The sequence below is a fragment of the Prochlorococcus marinus CUG1416 genome (assembly GCF_017695965.1).
Classification (GTDB): Bacteria; Cyanobacteriota; Cyanobacteriia; order PCC-6307; family Cyanobiaceae; genus Prochlorococcus_A.
This window is the reverse complement of record NZ_JAAORM010000005.1, coordinates 63339-84289: the sequence shown is the minus strand read 5'-3', so window position 1 is coordinate 84289 and position 20951 is coordinate 63339. Positions and strand designations below refer to the sequence as shown.

The 20951-nt window shown below is 31.6% G+C and carries 22 protein-coding genes and 1 tRNA gene; 5 read left to right on the top strand and 18 right to left on the bottom strand.

From position 1 onward, the window contains the following. From HA146_RS06705 to HA146_RS06695, 3 genes are read right to left on the bottom strand one after another with little or no spacing between them, the layout of a single operon-like run. Complete coding sequence (locus tag HA146_RS06705) at positions 1 to 702, bottom strand: cytidylyltransferase domain-containing protein (protein ID WP_209108797.1); 702 nt, start codon at positions 700 to 702, stop codon at positions 1 to 3. Next, positions 660 to 1790 (bottom strand): UDP-N-acetylglucosamine 2-epimerase, encoded by a 1131-nt coding sequence (neuC, locus tag HA146_RS06700; protein ID WP_209108796.1) that lies wholly within the window; start codon positions 1788 to 1790, stop codon positions 660 to 662. Before neuC ends, HA146_RS06705 begins: the two co-directional genes overlap by 43 nt. A gap of 6 nt (positions 1791 to 1796) precedes the next feature. Next, positions 1797 to 2831, bottom strand: a complete 1035-nt coding sequence (locus HA146_RS06695) for an N-acetylneuraminate synthase family protein (RefSeq protein WP_209108795.1) — start codon at positions 2829 to 2831, stop codon at positions 1797 to 1799. Positions 2832 to 2972: 141 nt separating this feature from the next. On the opposite strand from HA146_RS06695, the gene HA146_RS06690 reads away from it, so the two are divergent. Next, a complete protein-coding gene (locus tag HA146_RS06690) occupies positions 2973 to 3776 on the top strand; it encodes a hypothetical protein (protein WP_209108794.1) in 804 nt (267 codons plus the stop codon). Here HA146_RS06690 and HA146_RS06685 read toward each other — a convergent pair. Both HA146_RS06685 and HA146_RS06680 read right to left on the bottom strand, forming a co-directional pair. Then, positions 3756 to 5096: an O-antigen ligase family protein gene (locus tag HA146_RS06685; protein WP_209108793.1), complete on the bottom strand. Its 1341-nt coding sequence runs from the start codon at positions 5094 to 5096 to the stop codon at positions 3756 to 3758. The genes HA146_RS06690 and HA146_RS06685 overlap by 21 nt on opposite strands. A 112-nt stretch (positions 5097 to 5208) precedes the next feature. Next, a tRNA-Arg gene (locus HA146_RS06680) sits at positions 5209 to 5282 on the bottom strand. 137 nt (positions 5283 to 5419) lie between these two features. Between HA146_RS06680 and HA146_RS06675 the strand changes: the two genes are divergently transcribed. Next, positions 5420 to 6100 (top strand): hypothetical protein, encoded by a 681-nt coding sequence (locus HA146_RS06675; protein ID WP_209108792.1) that lies wholly within the window; start codon positions 5420 to 5422, stop codon positions 6098 to 6100. A 256-nt stretch (positions 6101 to 6356) separates the two neighbouring features. Here the strand turns inward: HA146_RS06675 and rsmI are convergent, their stop codons facing one another. Beyond that, positions 6357 to 7220 carry a 16S rRNA (cytidine(1402)-2'-O)-methyltransferase gene (gene rsmI / locus HA146_RS06670; RefSeq protein ID WP_209108791.1) on the bottom strand — a complete coding sequence of 288 codons (864 nt, stop codon included), beginning with the start codon at positions 7218 to 7220 and terminating at the stop codon, positions 6357 to 6359. Positions 7221 to 7223: 3 nt separating this feature from the next. Between rsmI and HA146_RS06665 the strand changes: the two genes are divergently transcribed. After that, positions 7224 to 8126 carry a 3'(2'),5'-bisphosphate nucleotidase CysQ gene (locus tag HA146_RS06665; RefSeq protein ID WP_209108790.1) on the top strand — a complete coding sequence of 301 codons (903 nt, stop codon included), beginning with the start codon at positions 7224 to 7226 and terminating at the stop codon, positions 8124 to 8126. 2 nt (positions 8127 to 8128) lie between these two features. On the opposite strand, the gene HA146_RS06660 is transcribed toward HA146_RS06665, so the two are convergent. The 12 genes from HA146_RS06660 to sppA form a co-directional block, all read right to left on the bottom strand. Then, positions 8129 to 10294, bottom strand: a complete 2166-nt coding sequence (locus HA146_RS06660) for a polyribonucleotide nucleotidyltransferase (RefSeq protein WP_209108789.1) — start codon at positions 10292 to 10294, stop codon at positions 8129 to 8131. A gap of 175 nt (positions 10295 to 10469) precedes the next feature. Then, the gene (rpsN, locus tag HA146_RS06655; RefSeq protein WP_012008067.1) at positions 10470 to 10772 is read right to left on the bottom strand and encodes a 30S ribosomal protein S14; all 303 of its coding nucleotides are present in this window, start codon (positions 10770 to 10772) and stop codon (positions 10470 to 10472) included. Positions 10773 to 10834: 62 nt separating this feature from the next. Continuing rightward, positions 10835 to 11914: an RIP metalloprotease RseP gene (gene rseP, locus HA146_RS06650; RefSeq protein WP_209108788.1), complete on the bottom strand. Its 1080-nt coding sequence runs from the start codon at positions 11912 to 11914 to the stop codon at positions 10835 to 10837. Positions 11915 to 11923: 9 nt separating this feature from the next. Further along, positions 11924 to 13201, bottom strand: a complete 1278-nt coding sequence (gene serS / locus HA146_RS06645) for a serine--tRNA ligase (RefSeq protein WP_209108787.1) — start codon at positions 13199 to 13201, stop codon at positions 11924 to 11926. A gap of 124 nt (positions 13202 to 13325) precedes the next feature. Further along, positions 13326 to 14792, bottom strand: a complete 1467-nt coding sequence (locus tag HA146_RS06640; protein ID WP_209108786.1) for an AAA family ATPase — start codon at positions 14790 to 14792, stop codon at positions 13326 to 13328. 15 nt (positions 14793 to 14807) lie between these two features. Then, a complete protein-coding gene (gene yidC, locus HA146_RS06635; protein WP_209108785.1) occupies positions 14808 to 15950 on the bottom strand; it encodes a membrane protein insertase YidC in 1143 nt (380 codons plus the stop codon). A gap of 72 nt (positions 15951 to 16022) precedes the next feature. Beyond that, positions 16023 to 16436, bottom strand: coding sequence for a PH domain-containing protein (locus tag HA146_RS06630; RefSeq protein ID WP_025938576.1), 414 nt, complete (start codon positions 16434 to 16436; stop codon positions 16023 to 16025). Next, complete coding sequence (gene rnpA / locus HA146_RS06625) at positions 16433 to 16819, bottom strand: ribonuclease P protein component (protein ID WP_209108784.1); 387 nt, start codon at positions 16817 to 16819, stop codon at positions 16433 to 16435. The genes HA146_RS06630 and rnpA overlap by 4 nt, the downstream gene beginning before the upstream one ends. A gap of 12 nt (positions 16820 to 16831) precedes the next feature. Next, on the bottom strand, positions 16832 to 16969 hold the full coding sequence (rpmH, locus tag HA146_RS06620) for a 50S ribosomal protein L34 (RefSeq protein WP_002808184.1): 138 nt from the start codon (positions 16967 to 16969) through the stop codon (positions 16832 to 16834). Between the two features lie 30 nt (positions 16970 to 16999). Then, positions 17000 to 17578 (bottom strand): DUF2808 domain-containing protein, encoded by a 579-nt coding sequence (locus tag HA146_RS06615; protein ID WP_209108783.1) that lies wholly within the window; start codon positions 17576 to 17578, stop codon positions 17000 to 17002. 70 nt (positions 17579 to 17648) lie between these two features. Continuing rightward, positions 17649 to 18020, bottom strand: coding sequence for a chorismate mutase (aroH, locus tag HA146_RS06610; RefSeq protein WP_209108782.1), 372 nt, complete (start codon positions 18018 to 18020; stop codon positions 17649 to 17651). An 18-nt stretch (positions 18021 to 18038) separates the two neighbouring features. Then, positions 18039 to 18848: a signal peptide peptidase SppA gene (gene sppA / locus HA146_RS06605; RefSeq protein ID WP_209108781.1), complete on the bottom strand. Its 810-nt coding sequence runs from the start codon at positions 18846 to 18848 to the stop codon at positions 18039 to 18041. Between the two features lie 51 nt (positions 18849 to 18899). On the opposite strand from sppA, the gene HA146_RS06600 reads away from it, so the two are divergent. Together HA146_RS06600 and HA146_RS06595 are read left to right on the top strand one after the other, a co-directional pair. Next, positions 18900 to 19841 carry a DMT family transporter gene (locus HA146_RS06600; RefSeq protein ID WP_209108780.1) on the top strand — a complete coding sequence of 314 codons (942 nt, stop codon included), beginning with the start codon at positions 18900 to 18902 and terminating at the stop codon, positions 19839 to 19841. A 31-nt stretch (positions 19842 to 19872) separates the two neighbouring features. Next, a complete protein-coding gene (locus tag HA146_RS06595; RefSeq protein ID WP_209108779.1) occupies positions 19873 to 20949 on the top strand; it encodes a glycosyltransferase family 4 protein in 1077 nt (358 codons plus the stop codon). Positions 20950 to 20951: the final 2 nt, after the last annotated feature.

Here is a 20951-nt window from a genome sequence, read left to right as displayed (position 1 = left end):
TTATTTTTTAATAATTTTCGAAACTTTTCTAAAGTCTTCTATATTATCTATATCTATTGATCTTTCTAAGGGCATTTCATAGAAACCAATTTTATTTGATGGAAAGTCTTTACATTTCAAAAAATCTTTTATTGAAAAAACATAAATTGCACCATTAGGAGAAAGAACTTTTGGAAGTTCTTGTCTGTTTTTAAAGAGAGACTTTTTATGTAAAGGTTTAAAAAAATTATTTTTTTTAATTCCATATTTTAAAATATTTTTTTCAGTTTCTTTTACACTTATTACAAGTGAATACTCTTTAGTTTTAAATAAATTAATGGCATTGATAATATCTTGATCTGATCTTAAGGGAGATGTTGCTTGCAATAAGACAGCATTGTAATCAACTAAATTCAATTTACAAAATAGATCATTTAGGACTTCTTGCATAGAAGTTTTATCTCCTGAATATTTCTCCTCTCTTTTAAATGTATCAATGTTAGATGTAAATTTTTTATTTAAAATCTCTTCAATATTTGTATTTACAATACATTTTTCAAATAGTCTTGATGATTGGTTAATAGTATATAAATAAAGCGGGATACCATTAAGTAATTTAGTGTTTTTATTTTTTATACCTTTTGAACCTTTTCTTAAGGGGATTATTGATATGAATTTATTCATAAGGAGTCCTTGAATTTTTTTTGAAGATTCTTTTCCCATAACTCATCCTTTTTTAAAAGATTAACAAACTCTTTTGCAGCATTACCTTTCCCATATGCTAAGTCTTTTACAAATCTTTTATTCCAGTTTTCAAGAATAGCTTCTTTGATAATTAACTCATCAAAATTATCAATTTGTTTTATTGAAGATGATAAACCTCTATTGGTTTGTCTTGAACCAATATTTATTGAACAAATCCCTAGAAAGGGTAATTCTCTTACTCCTGCACTTGAATTGCCGATAAATAAACTGCAATTTTTTATAAGTTCAGAAAAATAGTTAAATCGCATTGAAGGGAGAACTTTAAAATATTTTTTATCAAGTTTTTGAATCTTTTCTTTTATAACCTCAGATCCAGGGTCATTATTTGGAAGTATGACAACGAAATTTTTTTTGCTAAGACATAGTGCTTGAAAGAATTTTTCTGCTTGAGTGTCGATCTTATCTAGTTCAGAAGTAACTGAATGAAATATGCAAATTCCATATTCATCAAAAGTTATATCATATCTTTTCTTGACTTCTGAGATACTTACCCCTGAGTTCTCCCTGTGAATATCTAATTCAGGAGAACCAATTACATAAATATTTTTTTTATTCTCTCCAAGCTGGATAACTCTTTTTCTCGCGTCTTCCGAACTTACCATATGAATATTGCATAATTTGGTATTGCAGTGTCTAAATATTTCATCAATAGTTCCAGAAACCTCTCCTCCTTCGATATGAATACTCAATATATAATTAGTCGCACATACAATTGAGCACGCAATTGCTTCTATTCGGTCACCATGAATTATTACCATATCTGGTTTTAATTCATTTACATAATCAGAAAAGCCTATTATTGTTTTTGACAAAATAACGTCTTGAGGATCTCCATCTCTTTGGTTAAGGAATTCAACGGTCTCAAAATCATTATTCAAGGAAACTTCAATTTTTGTGAGTCCATATTTATCTAACATATGCATACCAGTTATAAAAAAAGTTACCTTAAATCCTTCTTTTATAGCTTCAATAGCTAGAGGCTGTAATTTCCCAAAGTCTGCTCTTGTTCCAGTTACAAATAGAAGATTCTTATTATAATTTCGCATTTTTGATTAATCTTTGACAAAATTTTCCCATTTCAACTGTTGATTAAATTTAATACTATTTTTTAACTTCTTTCCGAGTATCTCATCAAATAAGTAACCAGGTATTTCACCATTCCCGGGCCTTCTTGCCCAAATATCTTCTTCTTTTATGATTTGCCCTTCTTTTAAATCCCTATCAGCAACTAAGCTACTTCGAGCAAATTTATATACATCCTCCTCTGGCGTTGTTCTTGATTTTTGATTTTTAGATGCTATGTATATTTCCTTTGACTTCTTAATTAAAAAACTAAGCTCACTAGGATCCATTGAACAAGATATATCAGGACCTTTTCTATATTTTGTATCTGTAAAATGTCTTTCAATTATTGATGCGCCTAGAGGAATAGAGGCTAAAGCCATATGGGGTCCGATTGAGTGATCTGAAAACCCAATAATAGTATTAGGAAATTTCTTGCTTAACTCTGATATTCCCAATAAAGAAACAAATTCAGGAGGAGATGGATATAAATTCGTACATTCTAATAAAGCGTAATCAATTTTCCCCTGATTTAAAATTTTTACAGTTTTATCTAAACTTGTTAGAGATTGCATACCAGTTGAGATGATGATCGGTTTTTTAAATTTGGTAATATGTCTTACAAGTGGTATGTTATTACACTCTCCTGAACCTATCTTAAAAGCTGGAATATCAATTTCCTCTAGAAAATCAGCAGCAGCTCTTGAAAAAGGAGTTGAGATATAAATAAGTCCCAATTCCTCAGCATATTGTTTTAAGGCGAATTCTTCATCCCTATTTAAAGCACATTTTTCAATTACTTCCCAAATTGAAGCATTAGCATTAGGAGGAAAAATTTCTTTTGCATCCTCTGTCATTTCATCTTCCACGAAATGAGTTTGATGCTTAACACATTCGGCTCCAGATTTTGCAGCTTCATAAACCATATTTTTTGCTACATCCAAACTTCCCCCATGATTAATACCAATTTCCGCAATTATTAACGGAAAATTATTAGAACTGATTTCCCGACCTTTTATTTCCATTTATATTTGTTATTTTAATTATTATACTTGTTGGCTACTAAAGGTTATTCTATTTAATTAGAAGAATCATTTTTTTTATTCTATGTAAATAGAAAATTTACATCCAAATTGATATATATTTATATTTAGTTAGTCCTTTTAATGCTAAAAATACTTGAAAAACTAAAAAGAAGAGTTGTAAGTTCAAATTTATTTGTAACGGAGAATTATGATTATGCAGAAAAACTTTGTGAAATAAAAAATAAATCTTGTTATCAATCCGAAATTTTATGTAAATATCGGTTTGAAAAAATGAGTAACTTACTAGAGGTTAATCAAGACTTTTTTATACCACCGTCTTTAAATATACTTCTACGCTGCATAAAGCTTTTTGTTAATTCAAATAAATCGATAATCCCTTCATTTGTTGATTTTGGGGGTGCATGTGGAGAAAATATTTTGTTCTTAGAGTCTATTTTTGGGGATGAAATATATGATAAATCATGGGTAATTGAAACTCCAGCACAGGTTGAAGAGTCTAGGAAATGGAGCTTTTCCAGGAAAATTAGGTTCTCCTCATCACTAAAAAGTGTTTTAAAAAGTAATAAAATTGATATTTTTTTTACTTCTTGTGCAATTAATTACCTGAAAAATCCTTATGATCCAATAATGCAAGTTGTATCTGAGAAAGTTCCATATGTAATTTTAACGAGAAATAATTTCTCAAAAAATCCTTTTACTTTTGCTCAAAAATCTTTTTTATCTGAGAATGGTAATGGGAAACATTTGAAAAAATATATTGATAGAGAGATTTGGTATCCATCATCCACAATAAGTGAAACTAAAATAAAAAATATTTTTAATGAAAATCACTATTCAATAAAGTTAGAAAAATTTATCGATAATACAGGCGTAATCAATGAAAAAAAATGTTACTCAAAAGATTTAATATTTATGCTTAATTGAATTATTTATAAATTCATCAGAATTGTTTTCGGAGCCTATATTGTTAAGCCCTGCTATTAATATCCATAATATTACGCTTATTCTTCCATCGTAATAAGTAATATCATTCATTTGAGATAATAAAATAATGATCGAAGAGGCAAACCAACTTTTACTAAATATCAGTTCCTTTTTGTTTGGAATTCTATGTTTAATTGATTTATATGCTTTTTTGAAGATAGATAAAATAAGATAAATTAACAATATTGACACCAATAAACCATAACTAGAGGCAATTTCAAGAAAAATATTATGTGTGTGTTGTTCAGTATAAAGTGGATCACTAAATTTAATGGCATAAATTATTGGAAAGAAGGCAGCACCATAACCAAATATCGGTTTTTTAAGTAATAAATTTAATGTGTTATTCCATAAATTTATCCTCCGGTACTCGAGTAAATTACTAAAACCAAATTTATTAAATTTGTCTATAAATTGTTCTGGTAGAAATCTTGTTAAGTTTTCAGATAAGAAAGTAGGTATTGGTAAAAATGACGAATTTAACAAAAATAAAAATAATAATATTGTTGAAATAAGAAATAAGCTTTTTAATCCCAAAACTATTGGTATGGAAATAATAATACCTAAAATAGCATTCCTGGAAGTAGTTAAAATGATGGCAAAAGTAAAGCTCCCAATCATAAAAATCAATATGGATTTTTTATAGAACTTTTCTAAGTTAATTATTAGAAGACCAAGTATTAAAGGCCATATTGTTGAAAGCCAAGTTCCAGTATAATTCTGATTACTAAAAAGACCTGAAAGCCCTAAATGATTTTCAATAGGTTTTAAATACCATATTATGGTTCCGTATAAGAATTTAAATGGGCCTTGCCAGTTTAGAAAATATTGCCCAAATCCAGTTACTAATATTGGAATGCTGCCTGAGATGACAAATTTTGCAGCATTAATTCTTTGAGAATTTGTTTTTAGAAAAGATTGAGTACTCCAAAATAAAAAAAAGAATGGAATCCAATTTAATAATCCTAACCAGGTTAGTGAAATTTGCCATCCATACAGTTCCTGATTTGAAAGATTCAAAGTTTGAAAAATGCAAGATGCAACCATTAAAAAAGATATGCATATCAAAAGAATCGAATAGTTTTTTTCGTTCTGTTTATCTTTCCTGAAAAATAAAGTTGCGATTGAAGAAATTAGGATTAGTAATATTCCTAATGACATTGTTGAGGGGAGTAAGAATAAGCCTAATAAAAAGATTTTCTCAGATATTTCCTGAAGCTTAATTTCTTTATTTTTAATTTTTTTAAAAGTATTTATCATTCGGATTTCATCTCAAATTAAAATTTTTTTATTTCAAATTATTCTTATGAGTTAAGTTTAGGATCATTTTGTTAATGTTAAATTGACTTTAATTCGGAATTTTTTATTTAAACGCTTCCTGCAGGATTCGAACCTGCGGCCCACTGCTTAGAAGGCAGTTGCTCTATCCAGCTGAGCTAAGGAAGCATTTGTTTATTATATCTGACTATTAAAATCTAAACAATCAAAATGGCTATAAAATTTATTTTTATTGCTAAGTATTTTTATTTGTTTTTTTTTGCTCGAAATATTTCATAGAATGGTAAAAAGATATTTAATTAAATTTGGCAAAGAGACTTTCTGAAAAGCAAATACAGGAAATTAAACAAAGTTTTATTCAAGGTTCAAGTGTAGAAATTTTGTCTAAAAATTATGGATGTACTAAACTAACAATTATTAGAAATTTAAAGAAACATCTTGGAGATTCACAATATAAGGAATTAGCAATTAAAAATAATTCTTTAATTAAAGATTTATCTATTAAAGAAAAGGGAAAAAATAAGTCAGAATCTAAGAAAAACAACCTAAATTTAAAATATGATTCAATAAATATTAATAATTTGGACCTTAATACAAAAGATGATAATTTTTCTTTGTCCTCAACATTTTTTGAAATTACTCCACTTAATTACGAAATTAATGAGGAATCCCAAAAAGATTTAACATCCATTCCAATTTCAGATGTTGAATTTCCTAAATTAGTTTATATGATTGTTGATAAAAAAATTGAGTTAGAAATAAAACTTTTGAAAGATTACCCTGAATGGAGATTCTTGCCTGAGGATGATTTAAATAGAAAAACAATAGCAGTGTATTTAGATCTAAAGCTTGCGAAAAGATTTTGCAATAAGGAGCAAAAAGTAATTAAAGTTCCTAATACTGATGTTTTTAGGATTGTTGCCCCATTATTGATTTCTCGCGGTATTTCAAGAATTGTTAATGAAGATAGACTTATATCTCTTTAAATTGCTGTTGCTTTTTTTTATCAAAATTTAGTGTTAAAAAACTTCCAAGTAGTGATCCGCAAATAAAACTTGATCCTACGATGAAGCTTATTGGCAATATTATTGTTTCGTTCAATAATAAATTAACTCGACTTTTTTTTGCACTATTTTGGATACCTATTATTAGTAGTAAAAATAAACAAGTGTTAAAAGAAAATACAAAAAATAACTTTCTAAAATTAAAAAACATAAATTCGCATATATCCTATATCAAATTCTAGTACATATTATAAAGTAGGTTTTTTTTAATTCCTTTTTTCTTAGATAAGTATTTTGAAGCTGCTGATAGACTTATTCCTGCATTCATTAATTCGCTAATTTCCTTTTTTAGTTCTGATTCATTAAATTCTAAATTTATTTTTTTATCAATACCTTTTAAAACTATGGTAATTTCTCCTAAGATTTCCTTTTTTTCAAAGAATTTCATTACCTCTTTTATATTGTTACCTACATGTTCTTCATATTTTTTTGTTAGCTCTCTTGCTACAATTATTTCTCTATCTTCCCCACAAAATTCATGTAATTCTTTTAAAAGTTTCTTTAATCGGTGAGGGGATTCAAAAAATATAGTCGTTTTTTCGCTTTTACTAATTTCTTGAATAATTTTTTCTCTATCAATTTTCTTTTTAGGTAGAAAACCTTCAAATGTAAAACTTGATGAGGGCATCCCACTTGAGACAAGTGCCGTTATTGGGGCGCATGCTCCTGGTATACAAATAACATCAAAACCTTCTGATTTGACTGCTTTCACAACATCTTCGCCAGGGTCGCATATTCCCGGCATCCCTGCGTCACTTACAAGTGCTATCGATTTCCCTGACTTTATAAAATCAATTATTTTAGGAGTTTTTGTTAAGGAATTATGCTTATTCAGACTTATAAGATTATTAGAAATTTGAAACTTACTCATTATTTTTTTTGTTTGTCTTGTATCCTCGCAAGCAATGAGAGAAACGTTTTTTAAAATATTTAATGCTCTTGAAGAAATATCATTTAGGTTACCAATTGGAGTTCCAACGAGATATAAAGTACTGGGTTCAGGTTCTTGACCTCTATGAGATAATATAAATTTGTTTTTCATTTAATGATTAAATTGCCTGATGGCGTAGATATTCATAATCTTATCGACGATTTGAGGGTTTTAAGTTGGGAGGCTTGTGAAATATTATTGTTTTACTCCCAAAAGATTAAAGATTCCGAAAATAAAAGTGAAATTATTAAAAGCCAAAGTGTCCAAGACCCAGTAACAGTAGCTGATTTAGAAGTAAATGACTTAATAATCAATAGGATTAAACAAAAGTATAAAGATATTTGTTGGACTATCTTAAGCGAAGAGAATGCAAAAAATAACTTTGATTCATTTAATAAAAATTTTGATTGGATTTGGGTTCTTGATCCTTTGGATGGTACTAAAGACTTTATTCAAGGTACAGGAAATTATGCAATGCATTTGGCTTTAAATTATAAAAATAAACCTTTTATAGGATTTGTTCTTATTCCCGAAAGAGATGAGTTATGGATTTCTAATGGAGAAAAATCATGGTGCGAGAGGAAAAATGGTTCATTGATAAATTCCAAAATGTCTCGTAAAAATCATATTAAGGACATGAAAATAGTGACAAGCAAAAATCACAGAAATAATACTTTAAACAAATTAATAGAAAAGCTTAATTTCAAAGATGTAATAGTTATGGGAAGTATCGGATGCAAAGTGGCTTCAATTTTAAGAGGAGAAAGTGATATTTACATATCATTAAGTATTCCTGGTAAAAGTGCTCCGAAGGATTGGGACTTTGCCGCTCCTGAGGCTATTTTAAAAACAGCTGGTGGGGAAATCTCAACATTAAAAAATGAGGAACTCTCTTACTGTAAATTAGAATTTGAGCAAAGAGGTGTTATTGTTGCATCCAATAACTATCTGAATCACAAGGATATCTGCATGAAGGTAAAAGAAACGATCAAAAAATATGATTTATATGATTTTTAGGCCTAATTGAGTGGAGCAACTGGAGTTGGAGTTGGTTCTGGGTAAGACATTCCTCCATTTTGTGCAACCCCCCTTAATGTAAGGTTTATTCTTCCTCTGCTATCAATCTCTCTAACTCTTACTGTTACTTCATCTCCTTGCCTTACAACATCTTCTACTCTTTCAACTCTTGCTTCAGATAATTGAGAAATGTGTACCATCCCCTCTTTCCCAGGAAGGATTTCAACAAATGCACCTATTGGGATAATTCTTGTCACGACACCCGTGAAAATCTCTCCTTCGTGAACCTTTCTTGTTAATCCCTCTATTATTTTTTGAGCTTCTTCTGCGGCAGCTCCGTCATGAGATGCAATAGTTACAATTCCTCCATCTTCTATATCTATTTTTGTATTAGTTCTTTCAGTAATTCCTTTGATAGTTCTTCCTCCAGGTCCAATAACTGTTCCTATAAGCTCAGGATCAATTCTAAAGCTTAAGAGTCGAGGAGCATGAGGAGAAAGAGATTCTTGAGGTTTATCTATTGCCTCTTGCATCTTTTCTAAGATATGTAATCTTGCAGGACGAGCTTTTTTAATTGCATCAGAAATAATAGAGACAGGTAAACCTGAAATTTTCATATCCATTTGCAAAGCAGTTATACCCTTATCAGTACCAGCAACTTTAAAGTCCATATCTCCAAGGAAATCCTCAATACCCTGAATATCTGTAAGTATTCGAACTTCTTTGCCTTCTTTGATTAAACCCATAGCAGTACCACTTACAGGAGCTTTTAAAGGAACGCCAGCATCTAATAATGAGAGGGTGCTTCCACAAACAGACCCCATTGAAGTGGAACCATTAGAACTTAAAACTTCACTCACAACTCTTAAAACATATGGGAATGTCTCTTTGCCAGGTAGAACAGGGATTATTGCCCTTTCTGCAAGTGCTCCATGACCAATTTCTCTCCTTCCAGGAGTTCTCATAGGCCTAGTTTCACCAACTGAATATGGAGGAAAGTTGTAGTGATGCAAATATGTTTTTTCAGTACTTGGATTTAAGTCATCCATTTCTTGAGCATCACTTGGTGTGCCAAGTGTCGTAGTAGATAAGACTTGAGTTAGACCTCTTTGAAAAAGTGCAGAGCCATGAACTCTTTTTGGAAGAATGCCCGCAGAGGCTGTTATCTTTCTAACTTCGTCAAGTTCTCTTCCATCAACTCTTTTACCATCATTAATGATTTGGGACCTCATTAATTTTTTTGTTAGTTTTTTAAAGTCAGAATGAATTAATTTTTCATTCTCTGAGGTCAGAACTTTTACTTGATTGTCATCTTTAAGAGAATCAATTTTGCTTTGAGTTTCAGTTTTAATTTTTTCGAGTTCAAGATCTCTCTCATCTTTTGATTGATCAAATTTCTTAAGAACCAAATCAATAGCTTTACTGCAATTTTTTTCCAAATAAGAAGGTAATGTTTTATCCTCTTCAGGATCCGATGGTTTGATTCGTTTTATTCCTAAATCTTTTAGTAAATCTTCTTGAGATTTAATAAGTTCAGTAACAGCCTCATATCCAAAATCTATAGCTTCGATTGTATCTTGCTCTGATAATTGATTTGCACCGGCTTCAATCATGACGATACCGTCTGGTGATCCTGCAACCACAATGTCTAAATCTCCTTTCTCAATCTCCCTATAGCTAGGATTTAAGATGAAATCATCCCCTATTAGGCCAACTCTTACCGCAGCCATTGGCCCATAAAATGGTATTTCTCCTATTAATGTTGCTATTGAAGCGCCCGTAACAGCTAAAACATCTGCTGGAACTCTTTCATCTAGAGAAAGGCATGATGCGACTATTTGAATCTCATCACTCATCCATGTGGGAAAAAGTGGCCTCATTGGCCTATCAATTAATCTTGCAATTAAAGTGGCTCTTTCTGGTGGGCGACCCTCTCTCCGCATAAAACCACCTGGAATCCTCCCTGCAGCATAAAGTTTTTCTTCATAGTCGCATATCAGAGGTAGAAAGTCTGATGGTTCTTTTTTGGCAGTTTTTGTTGCTGTAACTAATAGTGAGGTATCACCACACTCAATCATTACTGATCCATTTGCTTGAGGAGCATATAGTCCTGTAGTTAGTCGTATCTCTCGTCCGTCAAACGTGATCGACTTATTTTGTCCTTCCACTTTTTAAATTATAAATCTATACATAATTTATTCTTACATTTAATAGGGACATATTGAGTAAATTATTTAGATAAGCTGTAAAAATTTTTAAAAATTTCCTAAAAATGAATCTTAATTTCTAAAACTATTATTTTTTCTTGAGAAAATATAGTACTTATTAAGTTAAAAACTCATACTACCAACTTGATTTAACTACTCCAGGAAGTTCACCGTTATGAGCTCTTTGTCTTAACTGATTCCTGCAAAGACCAAAATCTCTATATACACCTCTAGGTTTACCAGTTGCCCAACACCTATTTCTTACTCTATTTGGTGCAGAGTTTCTTGGCAGACCTTGAATCTTTCTATGAATTTCTAACCTTTCCATTGGATCTTTTGCGGCATTAAATTCATCTAATAATGATTTCCTTTTTGCAGCATATTTCTTCACAAGTTTTTTGCGTTTAACTTCTCTAGCAATCATGGACTTTTTGGCCATTGAATATAATCTTTAAACTAAATAACATATTAACAGCTTGGAGAACAGTTTTTAAAATTTATTTATTGGTTTAATAATCTTTGTACGATTAATAGTTGACTAGTATCTCTGATAATGAGCAGAACGCTTAGTCCAACTAAAAGAAAAAAACTGGACTGAGTAACAACCATTTGCACCTTGACTGGGACAGGTTTCCCCCTGAAACCTTCAATTAAAGTGAAAACAAGTTGTCCTCCATCTAACAATGGTAAAGGTAATGAATTAAGTACTGCTAAATTAATAGAAATTAAAGCCGCAAATAATAATATGCCTGTTCCACCTTGTTGAGATAATTGTGCGCCGATTTCAACGATTTTTACCGGCCCACTTAATTGTTGAGCTGTTGAGGAGAAATTTGTTATTAAACCTTTATAACCTTGAATTGTTTTTATCAAAAGTGATGAAAATTCATTATTAGTGTATTTAAAAAGTTCGAAAATATTTTTTGTCTTTTTAGTTTCTTTCCTTATATTCGGCTGCAATTGAGCACCTATTGTTCCTTTCCCATCAATATTTTTTGGTATCAAAGTTAAATCTTTTAAAATCCCATCTCTTTCAATTTTTATTGCAATTGGTTCATCTGATGAATTTTGAATCTCTTTTACTAAAGTGGAAACAGCTTGATCACCAATTCCTAAAGTACTAGTTTCAATTTCTAATATTTTATCTCCAGGTTCTAAGCCAGCAATAGAGGCAGCTTTCTCAGGTTGAGTCGCCAAAACTAAAATACCCGGTTCTGGATCAAATGGAATACCAACAGTAGTTACATTTATAATTAAGATTGTGTAAGCAAGTATTAAGTTAGCGAATACTCCAGCGGAGATTACAATAACTCTTTGGATTATGGGCCTATTTCTCAAAAGATTTGGATCTTTAGGGTCAATATTATTTAGTTCTTCATCAGGAAAGGATACAAAGCCTCCAAGGGGAAAGGCTCTGAATGAATAAGTGATGTCTCTAATTTTTTTTTGAATAATTGAGGGTCCAAAGCCAATCGAGAATCCATCAACATAAATACCTTGTAAAATTGCTGCAAGAAAATGCCCCATCTCATGAAAAAATATGAGGAATCCAAGTACTGTTATTGAGGTTAAGACATTCATTCTTTTATATTAAGCAGTTTTTAAAAAATTTGATCCAAAATATGGAACCAGAGCATCTGGAATCTTAACTCTGCCATCTGTTTGTTGACCATTCTCAAGAATAGCGGCCATTGTTCTTCCAACAGCAAGCCCACTGCCATTTAAGGTATGTAAATATGTATTTTTTTTATCAATTTTTGATCTTATTGATGATCTACGCGCCTGAAAGTCAAGGCAATTACTGCAACTTGAAATTTCTCTATAACATTTACTACTAGGAAGCCAGACTTCAAGATCAAATGTTCTACTGGAGGAAAAGCCTAAATCTCCAGTACAAATATCTACTAATCTATAAGGTAAGTTGAGCTTTTTTAAAATGCTTTCTGCATCAGAAGTAATCTTTTTATGAGCTTCTAAAGATTGACTTGGATCACAAAACCAATAGAGCTCAACCTTATTAAATTGATGAAGTCTTATTAAACCTTTAGTATCCCTACCATAACTTCCAGCTTCTCTCCTAAAACATGGACTATATGCAACATACTTAATAGGTAACTGCTGAGGATCAATAATCTCGTTCCTATGAAAAGCAGTTAGTGGAACTTCAGCTGTTGGAGAAAGCCATAAATCGTCATTAGTACACTTAAAACTTTCATTTGAAAATTTAGGTAATTGTCCAGATCCCCTAAGACTTTCTGAATTTACTAAAGCTGGGGGCATTAACTCTAAATAACCATTTTTAGTATGCATATCGAGCATAAAATTAATCAATGCCCTCTCTAATTTGGCACCATCACCTATAAGAGTAATAAAACGACTTTTTGAAATTTTTGTTGATTTTACAAAGTTAAAAATATTAAGACTTTCTCCTATTTCCCAGTGTGATTTAATATTCTCTTTTCTAAAAGGGTCCCCCCAAGTTTTTATTTGTACATTATCACTTTCATCATTTCCAATAGGTGCATCTTTGCTAGGAAAATTTGGCAAATTATAAATCTCATCGTCTACTTGTTTATCTAATAATCTTTTTTTCTCTTCAAGTTCAGAAATTTTAATTCTGTATTCGTTGCCCATTTTCTTTAATTCATTTAGTTCTTGTGAATTATTATTTTGCGATTTCCCAATTACTTGACCGATTGATTTGCTTAATTTTTTACTTTCGGATTGGAGACTGGATATTTCTATATCAATTTCTTTTTTTTTAACAGTTAATTCGTGTATGTGGGATATTTTATAAACTTTTCCTCTTAAGGATAAATTCTCTTCAACAGATGTTGGATTTTCTCTTATTAATTTTTGATCTAACACTCTTTTTTTGTAATGCCTTAATTAAGATAGTTAATCTCAATTCATTTTTTGGGATTTTTGATGAAAAATTAACTAAATTAATGATTCCTAACTTTTAAAACATTTTTAATGAATAGAACTTTAATTACGATGCAGAACGAGCACGTCCTGTAGATGACCATTCTTTTAGTAAATCAATTTGCTCTTTAGCTGTTCTGGATAGAGGCACTAATTCAGAAACGGCCTTTATTAAATCTTTCTCCATAAGCTCTCTATTTTCAGAGAATGAAATATGCATACCCTCTATTACTGCTTGTTCAAGTTCTGCTCCTGAGAATCCATCTGTTCTATCAATAATAGTAGAAAGAGGGAAACTGTAAGTTGGTCTTCTTTTTTTTAAATGCAAATCCAGAATACTTAATCTTTCTTCAGAATTTGGTAAGTCAAGAAAAAATATCTCATCAAATCTACCTTTCCTTAATAATTCAGCAGGAAGCTTATCTATAGCATTAGCGGTGGCAATTACAAATACGGCGGATTCTTTTTCAGCCATCCAAGTTAGCAAACTTGCTAAAACTCTTTGACTTGTCCCTCCATCACTTCTAGCATCGCCACCAAAGCCTTTATCAATTTCATCGATCCAAAGGATACAAGGTGCCATGGCCTCAGCTCTCGATATTGTTTCTCTTGTTCTTGCCTCGCTTGAACCAACAAGGCTAGAAAATAGTCTCCCCACATCTAATCTAAGAAGTGGCATCGACCAACTCTTGGAAATTGATTTTGCAGTAAGTGATTTCCCTGTTCCTTGCGCTCCTAAAAGTAAGACTCCCTTTGGAATAGGTAGTCCATAGTCTCTAGCTTCTTTAGAAAAGGCCCTATATCTTTGATTAAGCCAAACTTTTAAAACATTTAAACCACCAATATCATCTTGACTTGATTTGGCTTCGAAGAATTCTAAAATTTCACTTCTTGCTATAACTTGTTTTTTTTCTTCAAGAATATCTTTAATATCTTCTTTACTTATTTTTCCTCTTTGAGCAAGAGCCTTTGCAGTGACTTGCTTTACCTTTATTTCAGTTAATCCACTTGAAGCTATAGAAAGTTGGTTTAAGTCTTGTTCCTCAAGATTTGAATTGGTATTAATAGCAATTCTTTTTATTAGATTTTTCAATTCTTTTTGATCAGGTAAAGGTAAGTTTAAAATTGTCATTAATTCATCCAGCTCCTCTGATGATGGAAATAGATGAGAACTAATAATTAAATTATGACTGGTTTCCTTAAGCGCTGAAGATAGTTCTTTAATAGTTCTATTAATAGATGGATCATCATAAAATTTATGAAAATCTTTTACTAATAAAACTGTTGAAACTTCAGAACTTTGTGCCTTAAGCCAATTAAGCACTCCTAAAGGATTGTTAGAAAATTTACCTTCTTCATTTATTAATCCTTTAATACCGCTAACACAATCCCAGCAAACGAATCTTTTTATACTTAAACTTTCACAAGAGAAATTAACTAATTTTTCTAATCTTTCCTCTTCTTTAGTCCTTATCCAAATTAATGAAGTTCTTGATTTTATAAGTAATTCTAAATTTCTACACCAAGAATTCATTATTTAAGATTAAGACTATTTCTTACTGTTAGGTTCAAAAGGTAATCTTTTGTCAGAGATAGTTGAAGCAGAAGTCGTTATTACTTGATCTTTGGCCAATAATTGTTGATCCAAAATTTTCTGTAGATTCTCAGGAAGGGCTTCTTTGTTAAGAAGAAAAGTCTGAAATGCCTGGAAAATATTTGCAACAACCATATATAGTAAAACTCCCGCTGGTAGAGGGAAAAACAGAAACATACCAGTAATCATTACTGGTGTAATTTTGTTAGCTGTTGATTGCTGTGGATTCGCAGGCATCCCCTGACTAGACAAAATTTGGGAAAGAAGTAGGGTTAATCCAAAGGCCCCAACTAGTGTCGCAATATCCCAATTAATAGCCCCATCTACATAAAAACCAACTTGACCAAGAGCTTTAATAAAAAGAAAACCACTTTTGGCGGCTAGACCAGGTATTTTTGCTTCAATTGTTGCATCACCTGGTTTAATTGCAGTTACAGTACCGTCTTGGGAAACTTTTAGATTTTCAGATCCTTTTGATACCTTCCAAGTAGGGAGAAATTTCGAACCATTATCGTATTTAGATAAAACTTCCGCATAGCTATTGCCATTTGTTGTTTGCAAATTTATTTTGATTGATTCTTCTGTTCCTAATTTTGTTCCATTAGGAATTGTAGCTATCACAGGAAAATGTGATTTTTCTGTGATGAATATAGAGTGTCTTGGTGATTTATAAGGTTTTGGATCTATCGCTGCAATTTGATCCTGTGGAACAACCTTAAGATTTATGTTGTAAGGAACATCAGCAAATGGTGAGCCTCTTAAGGTCGCAAACAATGCAAATAGAACAGGCATTTGCACAATCAATGGAAGGCAACCGGCGAGGGGACTGCCAAACTCATTCATTAGTTTTCCTAATTCTTCTTGCTGTTTCTTTGGATCACCTGAAAACTTAGATTTTATTTCTGCTTGCTTTTTTTGCATTACTGGTTGGGCAATCTTCATCCTTCTTGCACTTCTAATGGAACCAGCGCTTAAAGGGAAAAGTGCGATCCTAATTACAACTGTTAATGCAACAATCGCTAAACCATAACTAGGTACTAAACCGTAGAAAAAATCTAGAATAGGGATAAGTAGTTTTTCAGAAATGAACCCTATCACGATATTAAAGAGAGTGTAATTTTACTAGACATTTTATTTTACAGGATAAACAGGTTTTTGTAATTAATTTATTTAGGATTTAGTAGCAAATCCTTCTACCTCGTTGAGATTTGGTATTTGTGATCTTTTATTTATATTTTCTTCAATAAATTTTTGCTTTTCTCTGAATAGAGGTAATGATTTCATTTCAACCTTTGATCCGTCATTAAGAATAAGAACCATATCACCATATGATCCGAATCCCCTTGGGATAGATCTGATTTCTTCAATGTTACTTAATGAAACTTGTGTTTTGTTTTTACCAAACCATCCACCATCTATTGTAATTCTTTTGTTTGTAATTTTATATCTCAACCACAATGCTCTAACTATTGCTGCAAAGGTAAATGGCAAACCAAGAATAGTTATACCCGCTAGTAGATTTATTATTAAATCACTTTTTGCAGGACCACCTTCGTAAAAGGTTTCTTCGTTGATGTTAATCATTTGATTAGACGAGATTTGAACATTAAGTTTTGAAATTCCTCCAAAAGTCTATTTTTATCATTGCAGAAATCTCCGAATTTAAGGTTAACAAGTAACCAATAAGGTTTGTGGTTATTAATTTTTTGAAAGTTTGTTAATAACCAATCTTGCAGGATTCTTCTTATTTTGTTTCTATCGACAGCTTTTTTTGAAACTTTTTTGCTAATCGCAATTGCAACCCTAAATTTGTTTGATGTATTTGTGATTTTATGGGATAAGAGGATTTCAGTATTTGATCTGGCCACTTTAAATGTCATTAATTTCCCATGATATTTTTTGGAATTTTTATGAATATAATTAAAAGTCCTATGACCTTTTAAACGCATATCTTTAGGTAAGGCCATCTTTATGTTGAGTTAGACAGCTATTCTTTCTCTACCTTTTTGTCTTCTGCTTTTTATAACTCTTCTACCAGTATGAGAACGCATTCTTACTCTAAACCCAGATACACGTTTTCTTTTTCTTGAAGTTCCACCAAAAGTTCTTTTAGTCATTTGTTTTATTATCCTTAATTAATTTATCATTTAATCGATCACTATGGTCCAGCTTCCTAAATAACTTGAAACTGATTTACCTTTAGGCTGTCCATAGGAATGAAATTGATAAAGTCCTGATTTTTTTGGATTAATTAGTTTTAAAACAATTGCAAAACTTTCTTTATTGTATGGAATTGGTCTGTAGGGGTAAATGTTTACTGATCTTAAGGATGATTCATCAGTATTAATTTCAATATCAGCAGGAATATCTTCCAGACATTTAGTTCTATTCTCAAAACCGCCTATTCTTACCTTGCAAAGGCTGATTTTTTCTTTATTTAGAGTAGCTTTAAAGGCTTTAGGAATGGATAGATTTATTTTTAAGAGTTCAGTATTTCTATCGGATGGCCTCAGGAAAAAATAAATCCTATTTCTAAATCTTCTTTTGTTCTCTTTTTGAAACCACTTTAATCTTCTGTGTCCAGAATTTTGGTCCCATTGGAATTCTAAGCCTGCTTTAGCATCTTTAATATCACTAAAGAATGGAGTTGAGACTAAAATTATAGGGATAAGAAGAAATTTTAATATTTTAATATTTAAAATAGTATTCTTTGTTTTTTTTAGCATTGATTAAATAAATTTCTAAGAATTAATTAGATCTATCCAAATTAAAAGTGGAAGAATTGTTTTACTAAGGTTAACATCTATCTGTCCTTAATTTTGAAGCGCCTCTTAAGTAAGGATGCTTTACAGGCTGAATTGTTGGTAATAAAACTTGTGCCATTATTCTTATACAAAAATCGATATCATTAGAGACATACATTTGTTGACAGTCTAAGAATGCGACTAAATCAAGTCCATGACATTTCCTTGCAATTGAAGCAGGAAAACATGCATCCAAATCTTTTGTTGCAGTAAATGTAATAGACAATATGTTTGTCTTATTCAGATTGTTGCGTGAAATTAATTCATCAATTAATTCCACAACTGCATCTTCTATTTCATTAATTGAATTCCCAGATGCTGTTGTTGCTCCTCGAATAAATGTAATTTTATGTTCAACAATCATTTTTTCATGCAGATTTATTTAAGGCTTATACAACCAAAGTATTTTGTTAGATGAATCAATCTCAAAAAAGATACTATTAATAACTTTTTCAATAATTTTACTTCCAGGAATTAGTCCAAGTATTTTCTTTTTTTTCTTCCCAAATGTTAAGGGCTGAATTTTTGGATCAATATTAACCATCTTTGCAGCAAGTTCTCTTGCCACGAATTCATCTCCAACTTCATCAACAAGACCTAATATTTTTGCTTGCGTCCCTGTGAAAATTCTTCCATCGGCAAATTTTCTAACTTCTTCAACAGATAAATTTCTTCCCTCAGCTACTGCCTCAGTAAATTGTTTGTAGCTTTCATCTATCAGGCCTTGAAGTAGTCTTCTACCCTCCTCACTTAAAGCTTTATCTGGAGAAAGTATATCCTTAAAGACACCGCTTTTAACCGTCTCGAATTTTATACCAATTTTATCTAATAATTCAGATAAATTATTTCCTCTTATAATCACACCAATAGATCCTGTAATTGTACCTGGATTCGCAACTATCTTGTCAGATGCAACACCAATGTAAACACCTCCAGATGCCGAGATGTTCCCAAAACTAGCAATGACTTTACATCCTGTATCCTTTAGTCTTTTAATAGCAGAGTATATTTCTTGGCTATCACCAACAGTACCTCCTGGCGAATCAATTCTCACGATTAAAGCAGGAAATTCTCTATCCTCTATTTGTTTAAGAGCTTTAAGGACAGAAACTCTTGTTGAACTCGTAATAGGCTCATCAATTACTATACGAGCCATTCTTTTTTTTGACTTTCGTCTAAAAGGCCAAATCATACTTTTAAGGTAAAACATAAAACTACTTTAAAAAGACTATCAGCAGACCTAATGAATTCAATCCTAAATTGGTTTTTAATGATACTCCCTTTTGCTCTTTGGGGTACTTCGATGGCGGCTATGACTCCCTTAGTATCTAGTGCTGGGCCAGAGTTTGTTGCTTCTTTAAGGTTACTTCCTGCAGGGATTCTTGTTCTTATAACAACATATTTGTTTAAAAGAGATTTAAAAATTTATAAGTGCGATTTGAAGTGGTTTTTTGTGTTTACAATTGTCGATGCCACTTTCTTTCAGTTATTTTTAACTTTGGGCATAGAAAAAACTGGAGCAGGTCTTGGCTCTGTATTGATTGATTCTCAGCCCCTTTTGGTAGCGATTTTAGCAAGGGCTATATTTGGAAATTTAATTAATCCAATTGGATGGTTAGGCTTACTTTTTGGCTTGGGAGGAATAGTTTTTTTAGGAGTCCCACAAGAATTTTTAGAGAATTGGTGGTTATTGTCTGATAAGTCTGTGAATGATATAGCTTTTAACTTTGGTGAACTTTGGATGCTTGCAGCTGCTTTAGCTATGGCACTAGGAACAATTTTAATTAGGTTCACCTGTACTAAAAGTGATCCTGTTGCAGTTACGGGATGGCATATGGTTCTAGGGAGTGTGCCCTTAATCATTAAGCATTGCTTACAATCAAATTTTCAAATTATCCCAAATTGGTCAATATTTGATTGGGGACTCATGTCATTCGCAAGTATCTTTGGAGGAGCTGTAGCTTATGGATTGTTTTTCTACTTCGCTAATAGTAAAGAAATAACTGGATTTAGTACCCTTGCATTTTTAACCCCTGTATTTGCGCTTCTCAGTGGAGGTGTTTGGTTAGATGAAAGACTTACTTTTGTGCAATGGATAGGAGTAGTTTTTGTTCTTATATCAGTATTTTTTGTTAGCCAGAGAAGGTCTTTATGGGAAAATAAATTTACAGACACTACTATTTAATTCGATTCTTGATTTTTAAAACAGTGTAATAATGCGTATAGTTTTGATTAGTACTCCAATAGGTTTTCTGGGAAGCGGGAAAGGTGGAGGAGTTGAATTAACTTTGAATTCCTTAGTTTCAGGTTTGCTTTCTCTAGGTCACTCGGTAGATGTGATAGCTCCCAAAAAATCTAAATTATATGATAGTAATGAAAAAGCAAAATTACATGTTGTAGAAGGTCAAGATCAAATTAGTTGGCAGCATCAAAATTACAATTCTCCTGTACTTATCCCAGATAATTCACTTCTAGCAGGAATGCTAGAAAAGGGATTAGATATCGCAAAACAAGCAGATGTATTGTTGAACATGTCTTATGATTGGTTGCCTATTTGGATGACTCTAAATGTAGAGATACCCATTGCACATATTATTAGTATGGGTTCTGAAAGTTTAGTCATTAGTAATTTAATCTCCAAGGTATATGCTAGACATCCAAACAATTTTGCTTTTCATTCAAAAATACAAGCTAGTGATTATCCATTTATAAAAAAACCAACAATTATTGGGAACGGTTTTAAATTAGATAATTATATTTTCCAAGATTCATCGAAGGGACCCTTGGCTTGGGTTGGAAGAGTGGCACCGGAGAAAGGTTTAGAGGATGCGGTTTTTGCAGCAAATCAACTTGGCGAGAAACTAAATGTTTGGGGAGTTATAGAAGATGAGACCTACGCATCAAAGATAGAACAATCATTTCCTCAAGGAACTATAGATTGGATGGGTTTCTTGACAACCGATGAATTACAAAAAGAACTTGGTAAATGCAGAGTTTTGCTAAATACTCCGAAATGGAATGAGGCATATGGAAACGTTGTTGTTGAAGCTTTAGCTTGTGGAGTGCCAGTTATAGCATATAAAAGGGGAGGACCTAGTGAAATTATTCAGCACGGGCAAACAGGTTATCTTGCCGATCCTGATGATAAAGAAAGTCTTCTTTCCTATGTAGAGATTATTGAAAAAATAAAGCGTAAAAATTGTAGAGAATGGGTAGAAAAAAATGCTTCCACAGATATATTTGCTAACAAGGTTATGAACTGGCTTAATAAGGTAATCAACGAATATAAGTAAAA

Coding starts and splice junctions, on each gene's coding strand:
- HA146_RS06705 (WP_209108797.1), bottom strand. CDS start 702: ATGGGAAAAGAATCTTCAAAAAAAATTCAAGGACTCCTTATGAATAAA.
- neuC (WP_209108796.1), bottom strand. CDS start 1,790: ATGCGAAATTATAATAAGAATCTTCTATTTGTAACTGGAACAAGAGCA.
- HA146_RS06695 (WP_209108795.1), bottom strand. CDS start 2,831: ATGGAAATAAAAGGTCGGGAAATCAGTTCTAATAATTTTCCGTTAATA.
- HA146_RS06690 (WP_209108794.1), top strand. CDS start 2,973: ATGCTAAAAATACTTGAAAAACTAAAAAGAAGAGTTGTAAGTTCAAAT.
- HA146_RS06685 (WP_209108793.1), bottom strand. CDS start 5,096: ATGATAAATACTTTTAAAAAAATTAAAAATAAAGAAATTAAGCTTCAG.
- rsmI (WP_209108791.1), bottom strand. CDS start 7,220: ATGAAAAACAAATTTATATTATCTCATAGAGGTCAAGAACCTGAACCC.
- HA146_RS06665 (WP_209108790.1), top strand. CDS start 7,224: ATGATTAAATTGCCTGATGGCGTAGATATTCATAATCTTATCGACGAT.
- rpsN (WP_012008067.1), bottom strand. CDS start 10,772: ATGGCCAAAAAGTCCATGATTGCTAGAGAAGTTAAACGCAAAAAACTT.
- rseP (WP_209108788.1), bottom strand. CDS start 11,914: ATGAATGTCTTAACCTCAATAACAGTACTTGGATTCCTCATATTTTTT.
- HA146_RS06640 (WP_209108786.1), bottom strand. CDS start 14,792: ATGAATTCTTGGTGTAGAAATTTAGAATTACTTATAAAATCAAGAACT.
- HA146_RS06630 (WP_025938576.1), bottom strand. CDS start 16,436: ATGATTAACATCAACGAAGAAACCTTTTACGAAGGTGGTCCTGCAAAA.
- rnpA (WP_209108784.1), bottom strand. CDS start 16,819: ATGGCCTTACCTAAAGATATGCGTTTAAAAGGTCATAGGACTTTTAAT.
- rpmH (WP_002808184.1), bottom strand. CDS start 16,969: ATGACTAAAAGAACTTTTGGTGGAACTTCAAGAAAAAGAAAACGTGTA.
- HA146_RS06615 (WP_209108783.1), bottom strand. CDS start 17,578: ATGCTAAAAAAAACAAAGAATACTATTTTAAATATTAAAATATTAAAA.
- aroH (WP_209108782.1), bottom strand. CDS start 18,020: ATGATTGTTGAACATAAAATTACATTTATTCGAGGAGCAACAACAGCA.
- sppA (WP_209108781.1), bottom strand. CDS start 18,848: ATGATTTGGCCTTTTAGACGAAAGTCAAAAAAAAGAATGGCTCGTATA.
- HA146_RS06600 (WP_209108780.1), top strand. CDS start 18,900: ATGAATTCAATCCTAAATTGGTTTTTAATGATACTCCCTTTTGCTCTT.
- HA146_RS06595 (WP_209108779.1), top strand. CDS start 19,873: ATGCGTATAGTTTTGATTAGTACTCCAATAGGTTTTCTGGGAAGCGGG.